Below are 18,649 nucleotides of genomic sequence, written 5' to 3'. Positions count from 1 at the left end.
CGGGCGCCCCCGCAGTCGGCCACCCCGCCTCCTCCGAAGCCGGCCACCCGGGCGCCTTCGCGGACGCCCCCGGAACAGCGGCGGAAGCGGGCGACGGCGCGGATCTCCGCCACCGCGAACGGCACGCCCCGATGCCTACGCCCGCCGCGCCGAGGCCCGCCGAAGCGGACGCGAGGACCCCCGGTCCGTCCTGAGGCCGCTCAGGCCGGGCGTGCCACGGACCCGCGGGCGTCCGCCCGCCCGCGCCCGGGCCGCCGCGAGCACCACGGCCGCCGCCGCTCCGTACGCCGCCGTCGCCCCGTCGCCGCCCACCAGGTACGCGACCGCTCCGGCGAGGGCGACGCCCAGCCACTCCCAGCGGCCGTCCAGGGCGACGAGGGCGACGAGCAGGAGGGCGTACCAGGAGTAGCCGGGGGTCATCAGGAGGAAGGCCGTACCGGTGGTCAGCAGGCCTCCCCGCCAGGGGCGTTCCGGGTCACCGCGCCACCAGACGGTGAGGACCACCCCCGTCATGGCGAGAAGCGCCACGGGCAGCGCCCAGGAGTCCGGCAGGACGAGTCGCAGCAGGACGTACCGTCCGCCCGCCGAGGCGTCGTCGTACCCCTCCTCCTGGGCGTACCCGCCGAGGTAGCCGAGGACCGATCCCCGTGACAGCAGGACGTACGGGAGGTAGAGCGCGCCGACGGTGACGGCGGCGGGCAGCAGGACGGCCAGGGCCGCACGCGGCCGGCGCACCCCCGGGACGGCACAGGGAAGCAGGACGGCCGGCAGCAGCTTCGCGGCGATCGCGAGCCCGAGCAGCACCCCGCCCGTCACGCGCCGCCGGGCGACGACGGCGAGGGCGGCGACGGAGAGGAGGACGGCCAGGACGTCGACGTGGGCGTTGTTGACGGCCTCGACGGGCACGACGGGACACCAGCCCCACAGCGCGGCCCGCCACGGGGAGCCCCGCCCGCGCAGGACGAGCAGCAGCAGGCCGGTCACGGCGAGGGAGAGCAGGGCGCCGCCCGTCTGGAGCGCCTTGTGCCGGACGTCCCCCGGTGACAGGCCGTGGACCAGCAGGAACCAGCCCTCGGCGGTCGGTGGATAGACGGTGTGCACGGCGGGTCGGTTGATCCGGGTGCAGCCGCCGTCGGCGAGCGGGGCGAGGTTCCCGTCGTGTCCGCAGGCGTCCCGCTCGGGGAAGAGCCAGCGATCACGCAGTCCCGCGAGCGCCGGGTCGCCCGGCGCGTGGTCGTACGGCGAGACGCCGGCGGCCTGCACCCGGCCGTCCCACGCGTAGCGGAAGGAGTCCGTACTGGTACGGGGTGCGGCGACCAGGCCGGTGGCGGCCACCACGGCCGCCCCCGCCAGGACCAGCGGGACGACCGCGCGGGCGGGGACCCGGCGCAGGGCGGCCACGGCGGCGGCGTACAGCGCCCAGCATCCCGTGTACCCGGCGAGGAAGGCGGCACCGGCCGCGTCGCCGCGCAGGAGCACCGTGAGAGCGGCGGCCAGGGCCGCGAGCGGCAGCGCGGCGACGAGGAGGGGACGGGCGGTACGGGGCATGGACGCAGCCTGGCAGCGGCGGCGTCCGGCAGGAGGGCGACCCGTCGGGGCGTTCGGGTTTCGTAAGGTGTCGCAGCGCCCGTACGCCCCCTCACGGCGGTGTCATGGACGGCATGACCTCCCGCATGTCCAGACGGCCCCGTCCCACCCTGCCCGCGCTCCGGCCGCCCGAGTTCACCGGACGCCTGCACGACGCGAGAACGGCGACGGCCGTCGGACGGCTGCTCGGCGCGGCGTTCGCCGTCTGCTTCCTCACCGGTCTCGTCAGCCACTACCTCCAGCACCCGCCCGACTGGCTCGCCGACCGGCTGCCCACGCGGCCGGTGTGGGGATACCGGCTGACGCAGGGGCTGCACGTCGCCACCGGCCTCGCCGCGATCGTGCTGCTCCTGGTCAAACTGTGGACGGTCTATCCGCGTCTGTTCACCTGGCCGCCGGTGCGGTCCGTCCGCCACGCCCTCGAACGGCTCTCCGTCGCCGTACTCGTCGCCACCGCCGTGTTCCAGGTCCTGACCGGGCTGCTCAACATCGTCCAGTGGTATCCGTGGCCGTTCTCGTTCGTCCCGGTGCACTTCGCGGTCGCCTGGGTCGTCGCCGGCTCGATCCTGCTGCACCTCGCGGTCAAGGCCCCGGAGATCAGGGCCCATTGGCGGCGCCGGTCGCCCGGCACGCTCGAACTGCCCGCCGAGGACGTCCGCGACCGGCGCTCGCTGCTTCTCGGGGTGGGCGCGGCGGTCGGCGTGGTGACGGCGACGACGGTCGGGCAGTCCTTCACTCCGCTGAAGTCGCTGGACCTCCTCGCCCCCCGCCATCCCGACCACGGACCACAGGGACTGCCCGTGAACCGGACCGCCGCCGCGGCCGGGGTGTCGGCGGGCGGCCTGGGGGAGTGGCGCCTCGACGTCCTCGGCCCCCGCGCGTACAGCCTGACCCTCGACGCGCTCGGGGCGATGCCCCGGGCGTTCGTGACGCTGCCGATCGCCTGTGTGGAGGGCTGGAGCGTCGACGCCGACTGGGCAGGGGTCCGCGTCCGCGACCTGGTCGAGCGGGCGGGCGGACGGCCGGGCAGGGACGCCGTCAGGGTGACGTCGCTGGAGGTCGCCGGCTCCTACCGGGTGATGGAGATGGGCACGGAGTACGTGGACGATCCGCTGACCCTCCTCGCCCTCGCCCTGAACGGGCGGAGACTCTCGCTCGACCACGGTTTCCCGGCCCGGATCATCGCCCCGAACCGGCCCGGCGTCCTGCAGACCAAGTGGGTGCACCGGCTGGAGGTCCTGTGAGGACGGTGAGCGCGGCGCGGTACGCGGTCGGCGGCGTCGGCCTCCTCCTGATCGGCCTCGGCGTGTGGCTGGTCGCGGAACAGCCCGACCCGGTGGACGTGTTCGTGTGGTGGGCCGGGGCGCTCGTCCTCCACGACGGGATCATCGCCCCGCTCGTCCTCGCCGTCGGCCTGCTGCTCGCCGGGCGCCCCGGGCGGGGACTGCCGCGCGGGGCGCTGATCGTCGCCGCGAGCGTGACCCTCGTGACCCTGCCGCTGCTCCTCCGGCCTGGCGCCGCGGCCAACCCGTCGGCGCTGCCCCTGCCGTACGGGCGCAACCTCCTGATCGTGCTCGTCTGCGTGGCCGTGGTGACGGGTGCGGCGGAGCTCGTACGGCGTCGGCGGGCACGGTCTCAGGGAGACGACGGCGCGGACGGGTGAGGCACGAGGGACAGGAAGGGCCGAGCGGCCACCGTCCAGCTCTCGGAGACCGACCAGCCCGTCCGGGTGGCGAGCGCCGACAGGGCGCGGGCGCCCACCCGGGCCCAGGGGAACGGTGTGCCGCGACCGCCCCGGCCGTCGTCGACCCGCACCTCGCAGCGCTCGTCCACGTCCACCGGAGCGCATTCGGCGAGGACGAGGCCGGTGCGGGAGACGACCTGCCGCAGCCGCCGCAGCAGTGAGGCCGGATCACCGCCTATCCCCGTGTTGCCGTCGATCAGGAGCGCGGTCTCCCAGCGGCCCTCGGCGGGCAGCGGGTCGAAGACCGACCGGCACAGAGCCGCTGCGCCGAGCCGTTCCGCACGGGCCACGGCCTCCGGGCTGATGTCGATGCCCAGCGCCCGGCGGCCCTCGGCGGTGAGGGCCGCGACGAGCCGCCCCGGTCCGCAGCCGATGTCCAGGACGCTGCCGCGGCAGCGCTCCAGGACGGACAGGTCGGCCGCGTCCGGCGCCTCGCACCACCGCTCGACCTCCAGGGGCAGGAGCCAGCCGTCGTCCCGGCGGAGGAAGAGCGGGCCCCGCCCGGCGCGCAGGGCCGCGGTGTACGGGTCGGCCCGCCAGGTCGTCGTCGCGGTCACGTCGTCGCTCCCGAAGGAGCGCCGGCCGCCCGACCGCTCCCCGCCGGAGCGGAGGCCAGCGCGTCGTGCAGGGCCGCGAAACGGGTGCCGGCCGCCAGGGCCGCCACGTCCCGCGCGTCCTGCGCGGTGTCCACGTCACGCAGGACGGGCAGGAGGCCGGTCCTGAGCCCCGCCCGGCGCAGCCGCTCGTACTGGACGGCCCCGGTGTCGGGCCGGGACATCGGCACGCCGAGCAGCAGACCGGGGTCGGGGGAGGCGAGCCCGAGGCCCCAGAAGCCGCCGTCGGCGGCCGGGCCGAACCAGGCGTCGCACGTCTCCCACTCCAGTGCGCGGCCCAGGAGCGCGGGGGTGATCTGCGGGGTGTCCATGCCGATGAGGAACGCCGGTCCCGGGCAGCCCTCGAACGCGGCGGCGAGCCGTACGTCGAGACCGCCCGCCACCTGCGGGGCGACCACGAAGCCCGCGGGCAGCCACGGGCCGGGCTCTCCGTCGAGGACCAGGACGTGCCGGGCCGCGGGCACGGACGCGGCGACCGCGAGCGTGTCCGCGAGCGCCGCCTCGGCGAGGGCGGCGGCCTCGGCCGGTGTGAACGGGGGAGTGAGCCGGGTCTTCACCCGGCCCGGCACCGGCTGCTTCGCGATGACGAGGAGCGTGGTCACGGGCGGCCCCCGCCCACGGCCGCCGGCTCGTCGAGCACCCGCCGCATGTCGTGCACGGCCTGCCAGGTGCCCTTCCACGTGCCCGTGACCTTGGAACGGCCCGAGCGCGGAAGGTACGGCACGTCGACCTCGCGCACCCGCCACCCCGCGTCGGCGGCCCGCACGACCATCTGCAGCGGATAGCCGCTGCGCCGGTCGGAGAGGCCGAGGCCGAGCAGCGCCTCGCGGCGGGCCGCCCGCATCGGCCCGAGATCGCGCAGCCGCAGCCCGGTGCGGCGGCGCAGCAGCCACGACAGGGCGAGGTTCCCGGCCCGGGCGTGGGCCGGCCAGGCACCCCGCACGGTGGGACGGCGCCGCCCGAGGACGAGCTCCGCGGCGCCCTGCGCCACCGTACCGACGAGCCCGGGCAGCAGGCCCGGATCGAGGGAGGCGTCGCAGTCGCAGAAACAGACGAACTCGGCCTCCGAGGCCAGCAGTCCGGCGTGGCAGGCGGCGCCGAAGCCGCGCCGGGACTCGTGGACGACGGTGGCCCCGAGCCCGGCGGCCAGCTCGGCCGAGCCGTCGGTGGAGCCGTTGTCGACGACGATCGGCCGCCAGCCGGCGGGGATCCGGGCAAGGACCCAGGGCAGGGCCTCGGCCTCGTCGAGACAGGGAAGGACGACATCTACGCTCATGGGTGTCACGTCCTCACCGTAGGAACCGCCGGGCCCTCCGGGGCCCTTCCACTCCTTACGAAACGCGGACGTCGCCCCACGTACCCCCTGGTGGCCGTGGCCGCGCGGGAGCGGCGGGTGCGAGGCTGTCCGCCATGAGCGAGCGCGAAGAGCCGGCGGGCACCGCCCGGATCCTGGTGGTGGACGACGACCCGACGGTGGCCGAGGTGGTCACCGGGTACCTGGAACGGGCCGGATGCGCCGTCGAGCACGCGGCCGACGGACCCGAGGCCCTACGGCGGGCGGCGGCGCGGTGGCCCGACCTGGTCGTGCTCGATCTGATGCTGCCCGGCCTGGACGGCTTCGAGGTCTGCCGCCGCCTCCGGGAGGCCGGGCCCGTCCCGGTGATCATGCTGACCGCCCGTGGCGACGAGGCGGACCGGATCACCGGCCTGGAGACCGGGGCCGACGACTACGTCACCAAGCCCTTCAGCCCCCGGGAGCTGGTGCTGCGCGTCGAGTCCGTGCTCCGGCGGACCAGGACCGCGGCCGCGGCCCCGGCCGAGCGCCGCGCCGCGCTGCGGTCCGGTGACCTCACGGTGGATCCCGCGACCCGCAGGGCCACCCGGGCGGGCGGCGAACTCGCCCTGACCCTGCGGGAGTTCGACCTCCTCGTGTACTTCCTGGAGCACCCGGGCGCGGCGCACACCCGGGAGGATCTGATGCGGCACGTGTGGGGCTGGGACTTCGGGGACCTCTCCACCGTCACCGTCCACGTCCGTCGGCTGCGGGCCAAGATCGAGGACGACCCGGCGAGGCCCCGCCTCGTCCAGACCGTCTGGGGCGTCGGATACCGCTTCGAGCCGGGGCAGGGGGAGAGCGCCGCGTGAACGACGTCCTGCTCATCGCGGCCTTCGCCCTCGGGGGAGCCGTCTGCGCCGGAGCGGCGGGCGCGGTCGTCCTGCGCCTCGTACGCCACCGCTCCGTGGCCGTCTCCCTCACCGTGGTCGCGGCCGTCACCGTCACGGCGATGCTCGCCGGCACGCTCGCCGTCGCTCGGGCGATGTTCCTGTCCTCCCACGACCTGTGGGTCGTGACCGTCGTCGTCGCCATGGCGGCTCTCGTCTCCCTCGGCACCGCGCTGGTCCTCGGCCGCTGGGTCGTGGCCCGGAGCCACGCCCTCACCCGCGCGGCACGGGAGTTCGGCGACGGCGGCCGGTTCTCCGCTCCCGAGGGCGCCGCCACCGCCGAACTCGCCGCGCTCGGCCGCGAACTGGCCCTCACCAGCGGTCGCCTCGACGCCTCCCGGCAGCGCGAACGCGCCCTGGAGGCGTCCCGCCGGGAACTCGTCGCCTGGATCTCCCACGACCTCCGCACCCCGCTCGCCGGGCTGCGGGCGATGGCGGAGGCCCTGGAGGACGGCGTGGCCGCCGACCCCGTCCGCTACCACCGGCAGATCCGCGCCGAGACCGACCGTCTCACCGCCATGGTCACCGACCTCTTCGAGCTCTCCCGCATCCACGCCGGCGCGCTGACCCTCACGCCCAGCCGCGTCTCCGTGTACGACCTGGTCGGCGACGCGCTGAGCGGGGCCGACCCCCTCGCCCGCCGGAGCGGCGTCCGGCTGGTGGGCGGCGCGGTCGAGGCCGTCCCCGTGGAGGTGGACGGCGGGGAGATGACCCGGGTTCTGGCGAACCTCCTGGTCAACGCGATCCGTCACACCCCCGCGGACGGCACCGTCGCGGTGGCGGCCGAGCGCAGGGACGGCGCCGTCGTCCTCTCCGTCACCGACGGCTGCGGTGGCATCCCCGACGCGGACCTGCCACGGGTCTTCGACACCGGCTGGCGCGGCACCGACGCCCGCACACCACCCGCGGGGGCGGGCCTCGGCCTCGCCATCGTCCGGGGCATCGTCGAGGCCCACGCGGGACGCGCGGAGGTGCGCAACGTGGCCGGGGGCTGCCGCTTCGAGGTGACCCTCCCCGCGGCGGCGGGCTGAGAGCGGACGCGGGGGAGCAGACGTCAGCCGGTACCGGTGACGACGCCGGTACCCCTGCCGACGCCGACGCCGGTACGGGTGACGCCACCGACACCGCCGCCGCCCCCTGTCCCTGGCGCCCGCTGTCCGACGGCCGACGAGGCACGCTGCCCCGCCACGGCGAACTCCGCCATCCCCTCGGTGAAACCGACCTCCGGCCGCCAGCCGAGGTCACCGCGCAGCCGGGAGGAGTCCGCGGTGATGTGCCGGACGTCGCCGAGCCGGAACTCCCCGGTCACCACCGGCGCCGGGCCGCCGTGCGCCGAGGCCAGGGCGGCCGCCATCTCGCCGATGGTGTGCGGCTCGCCGCTGCCGGTGTTGTACGGGGCGAGCCCCCCGGTCGGCGGTCCGGCGGTGGCTGCCAGGGCGAGCACGTTGGCCGAGGCCACGTCCCGGACGTGCACGAAGTCCCGGCGCTGACCGCCGTCCTCGAAGACGCGGGGCGCCTCGCCCCGGGCGAGCGCCGAACGGAAGAACGAGGCCACGCCCGCGTACGGGGTGTCCCTGGGCATCCCCGGGCCGTACACGTTGTGGTAGCGCAGCGACACCGCCGTCCCTCCCGCCGACCGCGCCCAGGCGGCCGCCAGGTGCTCCTGGGCGAGCTTCGTCGCGGCGTACACGTTCCGGGGGTCCGACGGAGCCTCCTCTCCCACCAGTTCGGGCAGCAGCTCGGATCCGCACCGCCCGCAGCACGGCTCGAAGCGGCCCGCCGCGAGGTCCTCCCGGCGACGGGCGCCCGGCCGGACGGGGCCGTGCCGGGGGCACTCGTACCGCCCCTCCCCGTACACCACCATCGAGCCCGCGAGCACGAGCCGCCGCACTCCGGTCTCCGCCATGGCGGCGAGGAGGACGGCGGTGCCCAGGTCGTTGCAGCTCACGTACTCCGGGGTGTCGGCGAAGTCCTGGCCGAGGCCGACCATGGCGGCCTGGTGGCAGACCGCGTCGACCCCGCGCAGCGCCGCGCGGACGGCCGCCGGGTCGCGCACGTCGGCGCGCACGAACTCCGCCGCCGGTGGTTCCGGGGCGATCGGGTGCGCGCCGGGGAGCAGCGCGTCGAGGACGACGGGCTCGTGGCCGGTCCCCAGGAGGGCGGTGACGATGTGGGAGCCGATGAACCCGGCTCCTCCGGTGACGAGTACACGCATGGCCCGGACGCTACGGACCCGCACCGGCTCCCGGGGCGGACCGCGCCGGGCCGTAAGACTTCCGTCATCCGCCCGGACTTCCGGGGCGCGGTGGCGGTCGCGTTGGACGGCCGGAGGAGAGCGCGCGTTCAGGAGGTGTCGTGGACGGCACCCACACGCTCCGGCTGGAAGGCCTGGACACGAGCAACGGGCCCGATCTGCGCGTTCTGTTGAGCGACGCGCCGGTCAAGGAGGGGAGGTCCGCCCGGGGCGTCTTCGACGACGGCGCGCACGTCAGCCTGGCCAGGCTCGAGGGGAACAGGGGAGACCAGAACTACCCGCTGCCCTCGGACGTCGACTGGTCCGCCTACCGGAGCGTCAGCATCTGGTGCGACCGGTTCGACGTCTCCTTCGGCGCGGCGGAGATCGTCCCCGCCTGAGGCCGGCCGGCCACCGTGTGTCGCCGCGGACCCGCGACGTGATCCGACCGTGCCGCCGCGCGCATGCCCGCGGGCCGACCGTCAGAGGGTCGGGCCGGAGGTGCCCCGGCCCGGGATTCCCGCCCTGCGCAGGGCCGAGCGCCAGCTGAGGGCGACCGCGGTCTCGGCCAGGCCGAGGAGGACGAGCCACAGACCGAGGAGCCTGGTCAGCGCGCGGGCCGACTCCGTCGGCAGCGCCAGGACCACGATGCCCGCCACGATGCCGAGGGCCGCGACCGCCATGACGACGCCGCGGTGCGGCATCTCCTTGGCGGCGATGGCGGTGTACAGGGTGAAGATGCCGGACACCAGCCAGACGGCGCCGACGATGAGAGAGAGCGCGGCGATCGTCTGCAGCGGGTTCCTCAGACACAGCACCCCGCCGAGGACGCACAGGACGGCCACGATCAGACCGGGCACGCGGTCCCCGCTGTCGCGGCCGAACGCGGCCACGAAGCGGAAGCCGCCGATCACCAGCAGGTACAGCCCGATGAGTACGGCGAGGACGTGCAGCGTAGCGTCCGGCCAGACGAGCAGCAGCACGCCCGGCACGAGTGTCGCCAGCGCGGCGCCGAGGAGCCACATCCAGGACCGGCCCAGACGCTCCAGCTGGTCCGACGCGTCGACCCCGGGGGCTGGGGGCTCCCCGCCCGGTCCGGCATGGGGTGCGGGGCCCTGTGACGTGGTCATGCGTCCTCCTCCGCTCGCCCGGGTGGACGCCTCCCTCGCGGTGCTCGGAGGCGAGGACTCCTCTCGCGGTGCCCGGAGGCGCGAGAGGCCTCTCGCGAGGGCCGGAGGCGGGCGCACGCGGGGCTTCGTGACCAGTGTGCACCCTTTGTCCCTCCGTCGCCTCACCTCGTTCCGAGGGTGGCGGCGTCCCCGATCCAGGTGGCCGCGGAGCCCGGCGGCGGAGCGCGGCGTCGCCGTGCCGGACGGCGCGTAGAGTGGGGCCGGGCGCGGTGTGATCATGAGGAGTATGGGTGACCGCCGTCAGCCTGGAGCACGCCACCGTCCCCGCCGACACCGGGGAGGTGACCCTCCTGATAGCCCGCCGCGTGGAGCCCGGCCACGAGGCCGCCTTCGAGCGGTGGGCCAAGGGGATCCTCGACAGCGCGGCCGCCTTCCCCGGCCACCTGGGGTACGGCTTCTTCCGCTCGTCCGGTGGCGACGCCCCGTGGTTCCTCGTCCACCGCTTCCGGGACGCGCGGGCATGCCGGGCCTGGCAGGAGTCGCCCGAGCGTGCCGCGTGGTTCGCCGACTGCCAGGGGCACCACCACACCGAGGTCGCCCGTCGTGAACTGACCGGCATGGAGACATGGTTCGCCAAGCCGGGATCGACACGGCCCGCTCCTCCCCGGTGGAAGATGGCGATCAGCGCGACCCTGGCGATCTACCCGATCTCCGTGCTCGGCAGCCTCTTCCTCGTGCCACACCTGACCCCGCTCCCGCTCCTGCTCAGCAGCGCTGTCGTGGCCTGCGTCTTCAACGTGCTGATGACGTACGTGGCGATGCCCGCGGTCAGCCGACTCCTGCGCGACTGGCTCACCCCCTAGCGTCCGGTGCCGGGCGCCGACGCGGCCACCGCCTCGGGGATCAGCGCTCCCTATTTCATCTGCCGTACATGGAAACGGAGTTGGGACGCCCCTAGTGTCGTGGGCATGGCATCAGGAACCCTGACCGGGCGCCGCCACGTCGATCACGGGCGTGCGGCGAGCGCCCTCTGTACGGTCGCCCAGGCGCGCTGAACGCCTTCTTCCCCGCGGGATCCCCACCCGGCGCCCTCGCCCGGGTCCCGTCGCACGCCCTCTTCCCCGAATCCCGGGCCGCCGGCCGCAGCCGACGGCCCGTCGTGCCCCGTACGCCGACGCGCCCAGGAGGAACGGACCCCATGAGTGAGAATCGACGTCCACCGGTGAGCCGCCGCGGTTTCCTCGGCGGTGCCGCCGTCGCCGCGGCCACCGCGCTGCCCGGCCTCGCCCAGATCGCCGCGGCCGGCCCCGCCGCCGCGGCGGCCCGCCCGAACATCCTGCTGATCGTCACCGACGACCAGCCCAAGCAGACCGAGTGGGCCCTGCCCAAGACCGTCGGCTGGCTCGCCGACCAGGGCGTACGGTTCACCAACGGCCATGTCACCACCCCGCTGTGCTCCCCCTCGCGCTCCAGCGTCTTCTCCGGCCGGCACGCCCACAACCACGGTGTGCGCAACAACCAGGCCTCGCACGTGCTCGACCAGAGCACCACCGTGCAGCGGTACCTCCAGCAGGCCGGCTACCGCACCGGGCTGTTCGGCAAGTACCTCAACGCCTGGGCGCTGGAGGACAACCCGCCGCACTTCGAGGAGTTCGCCCTCCTCCAGCCCGGATACGTGAACGCCCGGTGGAACATCGACGGCACCGTCAAGACGATCAACAACTACACCACCACCGTCATCAAGAACCGCACCCTGACCTTCCTCGACAAGGCCGCCACCGACACCAGGCCCTGGTTCGCGTACGTCACCCCGTACGCCTCCCACGGTCCGCGCACCCCCGAGGCGAAGTACGCGGGTACCGCCGTACCCGAGTGGAACGGCAGGCCCTCGGTCCCGGAGGGCGACCGCAGCGACAAGCCGGCCTACATCAAGGACGCCACCGGCACCCTCGCCGACGGCAAGGCCATCCGTGCCGAGCAGCTGCGCACCCTGCTCTCCGTCGACGACGCGGTGCAGGCGTTCAAGGACAGGCTCCAGGCCCTGGGGCAGCTGGACAACACCCTCGTCATCTACATCGGTGACAACGGCTTCAGCTGGGGCGACCACGGCTGGACCGCCAAGTCGGTGCCCTACCGGCCGGCGCACGAGGTGCCGTTCTACCTCTCCTGGCCGGCCGGCGGACGGGGCGCGGGGACCGTGGACAACCGCGTGGTCGCCAACATCGACATCGCGCCGACGATCCTCGACGCCGCGGGCATCACCCCGGCAGCGCCCCAGGACGGCCGTTCCCTGCTCTCCTCCTACGACCGCGACCACCTGCTGGTGGAGTGGTGGAAGCAGGGTGCCGGCGCCGGCGGGGTGCCGACCTGGTCCTCGTACGTCGCCAAGGACAAGCAGTACACCGAGTACTACGACCTGACGACCGACGCGAACGGAACCGTGTCCGGCACCGGCCAGGTGAAGTTCCGTGAGTACTACGACCTGACGAACGACCCGCACCAGCTGACCAACAAGCTCCACCAGGCCACCCCCGCCCAGGAGCAGGCCCTCGGCATTCCCGCCCTGGCCGCCCGGCTCGCCGCCGACCGCGTGTCCTGACCGCTCCACCACCGCCCCGGCCGGGCATCCGCGCGAGCGCGGGTGTCCGGCCGCCCCCCTGCCGGGCACCGCCCGCCGTGCGAAGCCGCCGGCTTCGGCCCCGTCAGGACCCCAGTACCTCCACGTGGTCGCCGATCGCGACCACCAGGACCCGCGAGCCCGGCTCGGTGGTCCGCCAGCGGTGCCGGACACCGCCGGACAGCAGCAGGCTGTCCCCGCGGGCCAGCCGGTGGATCCGGCCGTCGGCCTCCACCTCCGCCGCGCCGTCCGCCACGTACATCAACTCGTCGTTGCGGTGCCGGAACTCGCGGTCCGCCTCGTGCTCGCCGACGAACTCCAGGGCGTGCAGCTGATGGCGGCCGCGGACGACGGGCCGGACGCGTGCCTCCCGGTCGAGGCCGCTGTCGTCACCGGCCCGCACCAGATCGATCGTGCGGGACTCGTCCGAGGCCGCGAGCAGCTGCACCGCCGTGGTGCCGAGCGCGTCCGCGATCCGCTGCAGCGACCGCATGCTGGGCCGCGCCCGGTCGTTCTCGATCTGGCTGAGGAACGGGGACGAGAGCCCGCTGCGCTCGGCCACGTCGGCGAGCGTCAGATCGAGCGCCCGCCGCCGTCGGCGTACGGCGGCACCCACCCGGGGTGTGTTCACGGCCTCCATGGATGTCCCGTCCTTCCCCCACCCCGCGGCACCGTTCTCCCTGGTCGACGGCGCCTGACGGCACCTTACGCGCCCCGCGCCGGGAACCCGGAGACGGTTTCGCACTGCCGACACACGCACGTCACATAACAGCCCTACCGTCAAAGTCGATTGATCCCATCAAAGAAACTTTGACGCTCTGGAGCGCCGACATGCCCCCGATCGACCAGAACTCGCGCCGCCGACGCCCCACCGGCCTCATCGCCTGCGACGAGACGGCCGTGTACGACGGCCTCACCCTCTACGCGCCGCTCACCGGCACGGGAGAGGTCTACCTCGTCGACATCCACGGCCGCACCGTCCACCGCTGGGACCTGCCCTACCGGCCCGGCCGCCACGCCCGGCTGCTCGCCGACGGCACCCTCGCCTACAACGGCGTCCTCCCGGACGAGCGGGCCCTCTTCCCCATGTGGCACAAGTACCGGGGCGGTGTCATGCTCCGGGCGGCGCCCGACGGATGCGTCCTCCGGGAACACTGGGATCCCCTCCAGCACCACGACGCCCACCACCTCGACGACGGCCGCGTCCTCTACACCGCCCTGGAGCCCCTGACCGGGGAGGACGCCGCGACGGTACGGGGCGGCGTACCCGGTTCCGAAGCCGCGGACGGCATCGTCTGGGCCGACACCATCAGGGAAGTCGGCCCGGACGGCGAACTCCTCTGGTCCTGGCGCGCCGCGGAGCACCTCGACCCCGCGTCGTACCCGCTCCACGAGGCGTACGCCCGGGAGCACTGGCCCCTGATCAACAGCGTCACGCCCCTGCGGGACGGCAACATCCTCGCCAGCCTCCGCAGCGTCTCGGCGGTCGTCGTCATCAGCCGCGACACCGGTGAGATCCTCTGGCGCAGCCGCCCCGGCACGGTCAGCCAGCAGCACGCGCCCACCGAACTGGACGACGGGCGGCTGCTGGTCTTCGACAACGGCGTCTTCCGCCCCGGACACGACGTCCCCTTCTCCCGAGTCGTCGAGATCGACCGGACCGGCGGAGACGTCGTGTGGGAGTACCACGATCCCGCCCGCGAGTTCTTCTTCGCGCCCTTCATGGGTTCCGCGCAGCGGCTGCCCAACGGCAACACCCTCGTCACCGACTCCCCGTCCGGACGGCTCTTCGAGGTGACGAAGGACGGCTATCTCTGCTGGGAGTACGTGGTCCCCCACTTCGCCGGCTACGAGGAGAGCGAGGTCCGGGGCCTCTTCCCGTCCGAGCCCAACGCGGTCTTCCGCGCCTACCGTTACGCGGCGGCCGAGATCCCGTGGCTGGAGGCGACGGCATGACGACCACCAGAGACACCCCGTCCGGCACCCCCTCGGCCCACCCCGACACCGCCCCCGGCCACCCCGCAGAGGCCGTCGACGCGCCGGTCCCGCTGCGGCGACTGGCACCGCTGGCGGCCCAGCACGTCCTGGCGATGATCGCCGCGCCCGTCTCCACCGTCTTCCTCGTCGCCGGCACCCTGAAGATGCCGCCGGCCGCCACCGCCTCGCTGCTCAGCGCCGTCCTGCTGCTGTGCGGCGTGGGCGCCCTGCTCCAGTCCCTCGGTGTGTGGCGGATCGGCGGCAGGCTGCCGTTCGTCATGCTGCCCGGTGGCGCCGCCACCGCGCTGTTCCTCCAGATCGCCCAGGAACACGGCGCCGCGACCGCCACCGGCGCCGTCCTCCTGGCGGCGGCCCTGCTGCTCTCGGTGCTGCCCCTGTACGCCCGGGTCGTACGGCTCTTCCCGCCCCTGGTCATGGGGGTGACCGTGCTGCTCATCGGGATCGCGATGATCCGGGTCGCCGCCCGGCTCATCACCGGCCCGGACGGCACCGGCGAACCGCGCGCGGTGCTCCTGGCCGCGCTCACGGTCGCGGCGACCGTCGCCGCGTACGTCCTCCTGCGCGGCGTCTGGCGCCAGACCTCCGTCCTCATCGGGATGGCGACGGGAACCGTCGTGGCGGTGACCACCGGCCTCGGCACCTTCGGTCCCGCGGCCGGAAGCGGCTTCGCCCTGCCGGACCTCCTGCCGTTCGGAGCGCCCCGGTTCGATCTGCTCGCCGCCCTGCCGCTGCTCGTGTTCAGCCTCACCACCTTGGCCGAGATCACCGGACAGACGGTGCTCAACAGCGAGACCGTGGGCCGGACTCCCGCCCCCGAGCGGGACGTCCCGCGCGTCGCCCGCGCCGACGCGCTCGTCTCGATGGTGGGCGGGCTGTTCGGCACGTCCCTCATGGTCACCAGCGCCGAGAACATCGGCATCGGCCGGCTCACCGGAGTCCGCAGCCGCTTCGTGACCGCCGGGGCGGGAGTCCTCCTCGTCGTCCTCGGCCTGGCCACTCCGGTGTCCCGCGCCCTGGCCGGCATACCGGAGGCCGTCGTCGGCGGCTCGTCCCTCGTCGTCTACGCCGTCATCGCCGTGATGGGGGTCGAGATGCTCCGCAGGGCCGACCTGTCCGGCACCGGCACCGGCGGCCTCACGGCGGCGCTCGCCCTCACGGCGGGACTCCTGCCGCTGCTCACGCCGAACCTGTACGAGGGGTTCCCCGGCTGGGCCCGTACGATCCTGGGCAGCGGTGTCGTCGCCGGCACCCTGACGGCGGTCCTGCTCACCGGGCTCCTACGCCCCTTCCGCGGCCACCGCCCACGCGGAGCCGACGCGGACGAGGGAGGACGCTGAGGACACGGGGCCGAGGCGGAACCCCACCCGTCAGCCGCGCAGCCGTACCGCGAGGACCGCGAGCCAGGCGCCCGGGGTGTACGGCACCGGAGGCTCGACCTCCGAGCCCAGCGTCACCAGGGCCACGGCCAGGGCGCCCTCGTCGAGACCCAGGGCGAGGAGGCCGTGCAGTTCCCCCGTCAACTGGGCGACCAGGCCCGGATCGGTCCCCTCCAGGTAGTCGGTGAGCGCGGACTCGTGGTCGCCGAACTCCTCCGGCATGTCCTGTGTGAACCAGCCGCCGAGCAGCTGCGCCAGCTCGGGGAAGCGGGCCCGCCACTCCCACGGCGTCGCGGGCGGACCGGGCGGCGGGGCCCCGCCGGTCGCCAGGCTCTCGTCGAGCCGGTCGGCGAGGCCCGTGAGCCACTCCCCGACCTCCTCGGACGGCAGCCCCACGTCGGGCATCCGGTAGTACTCGCCGAGCCGCAAGCGCAGCCGCCCGGGCGGATTCTCCGCCAAGGCGCGCAGCTGCTCGGCGGCGACGGCCACGGCCCAGGGCCGGGTGCGCCAGCTCTGCCGCAGATAGCCGGCCAGCGCCTCGGGCGCGTGCGGGCCGAGGCCCAGATGGGCGCGGACGACCTGGTCGAGCTCGCCGTACTTGCGGTCGTGCTCGGCGGGGTTCAGGGACACGGGTGCCTCTACAGCTCGACGGGCAGGGAGGAGTGCACGGTGAAGGGGAGCGCGCCCGGCTCGCCGGATCCGGCCCGCAGGAGCACGACCCGGGCCGCGCGCACCGGGATCGGCTCCTGTCCGGCCAGCGCCATCCCGCCGGTGAGCAGGGTCCCCACCGGATCGGGCCGCGAGGGCCAGGCGGCCTCGATGACGAGTCGTCGCCGGGTGGACTGGGCGAGCCAGCGGTGGATGAGCTGCTCGTTCAGGGCGATCACCTGCTGGGTGGCCCACTGGGCGGTCGCCCGGTCCGGGAAGGTCGCGGCCCGGTCGGCGCGGGCGCGAGGTGCGGGAGGGAGCCCGAGCGGCGTGGGAGGTGTCGTCGTCATGTCAGGCCCCGCCCCAGCCGCGCAGCGTCGCCCGATGGGCGGCGGAGTAGTTGGCGTGCCCGGTGGCGGCGATGGCGTGCAGCCACGTCTGGGCGGCCTGGAGGTCCTCCATCTGACGGTCCCAGCGGTCGAGTTCGTCGACGAAGGCCTCGCGGGCCTCGCCCTGCCAGGCGAGGACGACCGGCACCGCACGGTCGTAGAGCGCGGTCAGGCGCTCGTTGAGCGTCTTCAGGATGGTCTCCAGGTCCCCTGCGATCTCGCGCAGCGCGACCAGGTCGACGGAGATCGAGCCGTCGTCGTTCACGTTTCCCCCTCTCTTGCGGACGGTGGCGGACTTCGGGTCGTTCACATGTCGCTGATCCTGCTGGTCGGCGCGGCTCCGCCGCCGGGGCCCGCGCCGCCCGGCCCCTCGCCGGACAGGCCGCGTACCTCCGCGTCGACGTCGACCTTCCGCGACTCGGCCCGGAACTGCCGCAGCGCGTCCAGCTCCTGACGCGTGAATCCGTCCCGGCTCATCCGTACGGCCTGCGCCAGGACCCCCAGGATCTCCCGGACCCGCACGGCGTCCGCCCCGGCCTCCCGGTGCAGCTTCCGGTACGCCGTCGCCGCCTCGCTGCGCCACCGTGCCTCGGCCCGGTCGACGATGGCGTCCATCCTGCGCACATGACCGTCGATGTGTGTCCGCATGGCGTCCAGGTCGTCCGCGAGGCGCTTCAGCTCCTCCGCGGACACGTCGAGGTTCGGGTCGGTGGGCACGGTGGCGGCTCCTTCCGAAGAGAGTGGGCGAGGGGGTCAGTGCTGCTCGGCGAAGTGGGCGTGGACGGCGTCGAGGAGCAGTCGCAGCCGGGCGCTCGTCACCGACGGCATGACAGGCGCGAAGGCCTGGTCGAGCTCGGCGGGCGAGCGGAACATGTAGAGGACCCGCTGCAGCTGGCCGGCGAGATCGGCGATCCGGCCGTGGCAGTCGGGGTGGTCCATCGCGACCAGCGCACGTGCCGCCGCCTCCGGGTCGCTGCCGTACTCACCGGTGGGCAGCTGCGACGCGAACTCGTTGACGACGTCGAAACGGGCGAGAGCCTCCCACTGCGCGAGCGGCAGTTCGTCGTAGCCCGGGCAGACGCCGAACCAGGGGTCGCGCACGAGCTCCGCCAGGGAACGCAGGAAGGCGTCGACGGGTTCGTCGCCGGCCGCCCGGGCGAGCCGGTCGCGGCCGGCGGCCGGCCGGTCGCCGAACCGCTCCGTGCCGTACTCGTCCGCCAGGGCGTCGAGGAGCGCGGCCACCGTGCCGAAGGGCATCACCCAGGCGAGGGCGTGCGAGTCCTGCATCAGCCGGGAGAAACGCTGGAGCTCGTCCTCCAACGGCGCGGCCCCCGGATTCCGCGAGGCCACGGCGAGGTCGACGAGACGGGCCAGCGCTCCGCCGGTGGGCACGGTGGCGGCTCCTTCCGAAGAGAGTGGGGGAGGGGGGTCAGTGCTGCTCGGCGAAGTGGGCGTGGACGGCGTCGAGCAGGTAGCGGACGCGCGCCTCGGTCATGTGGGGCATGACGTGGGCGAAGGCGGCATCGAGTTCGGCGGGTGTGCGGAACAGGTACAGGAGCCGCTGCAACTCCCCTGCCAGGTCGCCCAGTCGCTCGTGGCAGTCGGGATGCTCGCTGGTCAGGATCTCGTCGACCGCTTCGGCCACGCTGTCGTACTCGCCGGAGACCATCGACGAGATCACGGCCGAGGACAGCGAGAATCGCGCGCCGGCCTCCCAGCCGGAGAGCGGCAACTCCGTCATGTCCGGGTACAGACGGAGCCTGGGATCACGCATGATCGCGGCCAGCGCGTGCAGGAACTCCGCCGGGGGTTCGTCGCCCGCCGCCCGGGCCAGGTCCCGGCGGTACCTGGCGGGCCTGTCCTCGAACGCCTTCGTGCCGACCTCATCGGCCAGCAGATCGAGCAGCGAGGCCAGCGCGTCCGGCGGCATCGCCGCCGCGGTCGCCCTGGAATCCAGCAGGAAGCGGGCCATCCGCTGGAGTTCGTCCTCCAGCGGTGCGGCCCCCGGATTGCGCGACGCCAGGGCGACACGCAGGAGGAGCCCCACCGCGCTCGATGTGAGGAAGTCCTGGTGCTTCGAGGTCATGGTC

At 74.4% G+C, this 18,649-nt stretch carries 21 protein-coding genes and 1 pseudogene; 9 read left to right on the top strand and 13 right to left on the bottom strand.

What is annotated here, in order from left to right; translation table 11 throughout:
• Positions 1 to 135: 135 nt before the first annotated feature.
• A complete protein-coding gene (locus ABT129_RS19955) occupies positions 136 to 1,548 on the bottom strand; it encodes a glycosyltransferase 87 family protein (protein WP_351902886.1) in 1,413 nt (470 codons plus the stop codon).
• 125 nt (positions 1,549 to 1,673) lie between these two features.
• Between ABT129_RS19955 and ABT129_RS19950 the strand changes: the two genes are divergently transcribed.
• The gene (locus tag ABT129_RS19950) at positions 1,674 to 2,831 is read left to right on the top strand and encodes a molybdopterin-dependent oxidoreductase (protein WP_351902883.1); all 1,158 of its coding nucleotides are present in this window, start codon (positions 1,674 to 1,676) and stop codon (positions 2,829 to 2,831) included.
• Positions 2,828 to 3,250, top strand: a complete 423-nt coding sequence (locus tag ABT129_RS19945; protein WP_351902880.1) for a hypothetical protein — start codon at positions 2,828 to 2,830, stop codon at positions 3,248 to 3,250. The genes ABT129_RS19950 and ABT129_RS19945 overlap by 4 nt, the downstream gene beginning before the upstream one ends.
• Here ABT129_RS19945 and ABT129_RS19940 read toward each other — a convergent pair.
• The 3 genes from ABT129_RS19940 to ABT129_RS19930 are packed head-to-tail and all read right to left on the bottom strand — an operon-like array spanning position 3,223 to position 5,221.
• The gene (locus tag ABT129_RS19940; RefSeq protein WP_351902877.1) at positions 3,223 to 3,888 is read right to left on the bottom strand and encodes a class I SAM-dependent methyltransferase; all 666 of its coding nucleotides are present in this window, start codon (positions 3,886 to 3,888) and stop codon (positions 3,223 to 3,225) included. The two genes, ABT129_RS19945 and ABT129_RS19940, sit on opposite strands and share 28 nt — an antisense overlap.
• Entirely contained in the window at positions 3,885 to 4,547 is a 663-nt protein-coding gene (locus ABT129_RS19935; RefSeq protein ID WP_351902874.1) for a TIGR04282 family arsenosugar biosynthesis glycosyltransferase, read from the bottom strand. Before ABT129_RS19935 ends, ABT129_RS19940 begins: the two co-directional genes overlap by 4 nt.
• Positions 4,544 to 5,221: a glycosyltransferase family 2 protein gene (locus ABT129_RS19930; protein WP_351902871.1), complete on the bottom strand. Its 678-nt coding sequence runs from the start codon at positions 5,219 to 5,221 to the stop codon at positions 4,544 to 4,546. The genes ABT129_RS19935 and ABT129_RS19930 overlap by 4 nt, the downstream gene beginning before the upstream one ends.
• Positions 5,222 to 5,355: 134 nt before the next feature.
• Here ABT129_RS19930 and ABT129_RS19925 point away from each other — a divergent pair, with 134 nt between their 5' ends.
• The gene (locus tag ABT129_RS19925; protein ID WP_351902868.1) at positions 5,356 to 6,090 is read left to right on the top strand and encodes a response regulator transcription factor; all 735 of its coding nucleotides are present in this window, start codon (positions 5,356 to 5,358) and stop codon (positions 6,088 to 6,090) included.
• Positions 6,087 to 7,199, top strand: a complete 1,113-nt coding sequence (locus ABT129_RS19920; RefSeq protein ID WP_351902865.1) for a sensor histidine kinase — start codon at positions 6,087 to 6,089, stop codon at positions 7,197 to 7,199. Before ABT129_RS19925 ends, ABT129_RS19920 begins: the two co-directional genes overlap by 4 nt.
• Before the next feature lie 23 nt (positions 7,200 to 7,222).
• On the opposite strand, the gene ABT129_RS19915 is transcribed toward ABT129_RS19920, so the two are convergent.
• Entirely contained in the window at positions 7,223 to 8,383 is a 1,161-nt protein-coding gene (locus ABT129_RS19915) for an NAD-dependent epimerase/dehydratase family protein (RefSeq protein ID WP_351902862.1), read from the bottom strand.
• A gap of 137 nt (positions 8,384 to 8,520) precedes the next feature.
• Between ABT129_RS19915 and ABT129_RS19910 the strand changes: the two are divergent.
• Positions 8,521 to 8,802: pseudogene (locus ABT129_RS19910) on the top strand (DM13 domain-containing protein); the annotation flags it as partial.
• Positions 8,803 to 8,883: 81 nt separating this feature from the next.
• Here the strand turns inward: ABT129_RS19910 and ABT129_RS19905 are convergent.
• A complete protein-coding gene (locus tag ABT129_RS19905) occupies positions 8,884 to 9,531 on the bottom strand; it encodes an HdeD family acid-resistance protein (RefSeq protein ID WP_351902859.1) in 648 nt (215 codons plus the stop codon).
• Positions 9,532 to 9,821: 290 nt separating this feature from the next.
• Between ABT129_RS19905 and ABT129_RS19900 the strand changes: the two genes are divergently transcribed.
• Together ABT129_RS19900 and ABT129_RS19895 are read left to right on the top strand one after the other, a co-directional pair.
• Positions 9,822 to 10,394, top strand: coding sequence for an antibiotic biosynthesis monooxygenase (locus tag ABT129_RS19900; RefSeq protein ID WP_351902855.1), 573 nt, complete (start codon positions 9,822 to 9,824; stop codon positions 10,392 to 10,394).
• A 335-nt stretch (positions 10,395 to 10,729) separates the two neighbouring features.
• Positions 10,730 to 12,130, top strand: coding sequence for a sulfatase family protein (locus ABT129_RS19895; protein ID WP_351902852.1), 1,401 nt, complete (start codon positions 10,730 to 10,732; stop codon positions 12,128 to 12,130).
• Positions 12,131 to 12,233: 103 nt separating this feature from the next.
• Here the strand turns inward: ABT129_RS19895 and ABT129_RS19890 are convergent, their stop codons facing one another.
• Positions 12,234 to 12,788, bottom strand: a complete 555-nt coding sequence (locus ABT129_RS19890; RefSeq protein ID WP_351902849.1) for a helix-turn-helix domain-containing protein — start codon at positions 12,786 to 12,788, stop codon at positions 12,234 to 12,236.
• A gap of 191 nt (positions 12,789 to 12,979) precedes the next feature.
• Between ABT129_RS19890 and ABT129_RS19885 the strand changes: the two genes are divergently transcribed.
• Both ABT129_RS19885 and ABT129_RS19880 read left to right on the top strand, forming a co-directional pair.
• Positions 12,980 to 14,104: an aryl-sulfate sulfotransferase gene (locus tag ABT129_RS19885; protein WP_351902846.1), complete on the top strand. Its 1,125-nt coding sequence runs from the start codon at positions 12,980 to 12,982 to the stop codon at positions 14,102 to 14,104.
• Positions 14,101 to 15,483, top strand: a complete 1,383-nt coding sequence (locus tag ABT129_RS19880) for a uracil-xanthine permease family protein (protein ID WP_351902843.1) — start codon at positions 14,101 to 14,103, stop codon at positions 15,481 to 15,483. The genes ABT129_RS19885 and ABT129_RS19880 overlap by 4 nt, the downstream gene beginning before the upstream one ends.
• Before the next feature lie 30 nt (positions 15,484 to 15,513).
• On the opposite strand, the gene ABT129_RS19875 is transcribed toward ABT129_RS19880, so the two are convergent.
• From ABT129_RS19875 to ABT129_RS19850, 6 genes are read right to left on the bottom strand one after another with little or no spacing between them, the layout of a single operon-like run.
• Entirely contained in the window at positions 15,514 to 16,152 is a 639-nt protein-coding gene (locus tag ABT129_RS19875; protein WP_351902840.1) for a contact-dependent growth inhibition system immunity protein, read from the bottom strand.
• An 8-nt stretch (positions 16,153 to 16,160) separates the two neighbouring features.
• A complete protein-coding gene (locus ABT129_RS19870) occupies positions 16,161 to 16,520 on the bottom strand; it encodes an RNase A-like domain-containing protein (protein ID WP_351902837.1) in 360 nt (119 codons plus the stop codon).
• Between the two features lies 1 nt (position 16,521).
• Positions 16,522 to 16,869: a WXG100 family type VII secretion target gene (locus ABT129_RS19865; protein WP_502981821.1), complete on the bottom strand. Its 348-nt coding sequence runs from the start codon at positions 16,867 to 16,869 to the stop codon at positions 16,522 to 16,524.
• Complete coding sequence (locus ABT129_RS19860) at positions 16,866 to 17,276, bottom strand: WXG100 family type VII secretion target (RefSeq protein ID WP_351902834.1); 411 nt, start codon at positions 17,274 to 17,276, stop codon at positions 16,866 to 16,868. Before ABT129_RS19860 ends, ABT129_RS19865 begins: the two co-directional genes overlap by 4 nt.
• 36 nt (positions 17,277 to 17,312) lie before the next feature.
• Entirely contained in the window at positions 17,313 to 17,951 is a 639-nt protein-coding gene (locus ABT129_RS19855; protein ID WP_351902831.1) for a hypothetical protein, read from the bottom strand.
• A 37-nt stretch (positions 17,952 to 17,988) separates the two neighbouring features.
• Positions 17,989 to 18,645, bottom strand: coding sequence for a hypothetical protein (locus ABT129_RS19850; protein ID WP_351902828.1), 657 nt, complete (start codon positions 18,643 to 18,645; stop codon positions 17,989 to 17,991).
• Between the last annotated feature and the right edge of the window lie 4 nt (positions 18,646 to 18,649).

Source organism: Streptomyces sp. NPDC002057, assembly GCF_040296665.1.
GTDB lineage: Bacteria > Actinomycetota > Actinomycetes > Streptomycetales > Streptomycetaceae > Streptomyces.
This window is presented reverse-complemented; position numbering and strand designations above follow the sequence as displayed.

Excerpts from the sequence above, each read along its gene's own strand:
- ABT129_RS19955 (WP_351902886.1), bottom strand. The coding sequence starts at position 1,548 with ATGCCCCGTACCGCCCGTCCCCTCCTCGTCGCCGCGCTGCCGCTCGCG.
- ABT129_RS19950 (WP_351902883.1), top strand. The coding sequence starts at position 1,674 with ATGTCCAGACGGCCCCGTCCCACCCTGCCCGCGCTCCGGCCGCCCGAG.
- ABT129_RS19930 (WP_351902871.1), bottom strand. The coding sequence starts at position 5,221 with ATGAGCGTAGATGTCGTCCTTCCCTGTCTCGACGAGGCCGAGGCCCTG.
- ABT129_RS19925 (WP_351902868.1), top strand. The coding sequence starts at position 5,356 with ATGAGCGAGCGCGAAGAGCCGGCGGGCACCGCCCGGATCCTGGTGGTG.
- ABT129_RS19915 (WP_351902862.1), bottom strand. The coding sequence starts at position 8,383 with ATGCGTGTACTCGTCACCGGAGGAGCCGGGTTCATCGGCTCCCACATC.
- ABT129_RS19905 (WP_351902859.1), bottom strand. The coding sequence starts at position 9,531 with ATGACCACGTCACAGGGCCCCGCACCCCATGCCGGACCGGGCGGGGAG.
- ABT129_RS19895 (WP_351902852.1), top strand. The coding sequence starts at position 10,730 with ATGAGTGAGAATCGACGTCCACCGGTGAGCCGCCGCGGTTTCCTCGGC.
- ABT129_RS19890 (WP_351902849.1), bottom strand. The coding sequence starts at position 12,788 with ATGGAGGCCGTGAACACACCCCGGGTGGGTGCCGCCGTACGCCGACGG.
- ABT129_RS19885 (WP_351902846.1), top strand. The coding sequence starts at position 12,980 with ATGCCCCCGATCGACCAGAACTCGCGCCGCCGACGCCCCACCGGCCTC.
- ABT129_RS19880 (WP_351902843.1), top strand. The coding sequence starts at position 14,101 with ATGACGACCACCAGAGACACCCCGTCCGGCACCCCCTCGGCCCACCCC.
- ABT129_RS19870 (WP_351902837.1), bottom strand. The coding sequence starts at position 16,520 with ATGACGACGACACCTCCCACGCCGCTCGGGCTCCCTCCCGCACCTCGC.
- ABT129_RS19850 (WP_351902828.1), bottom strand. The coding sequence starts at position 18,645 with ATGACCTCGAAGCACCAGGACTTCCTCACATCGAGCGCGGTGGGGCTC.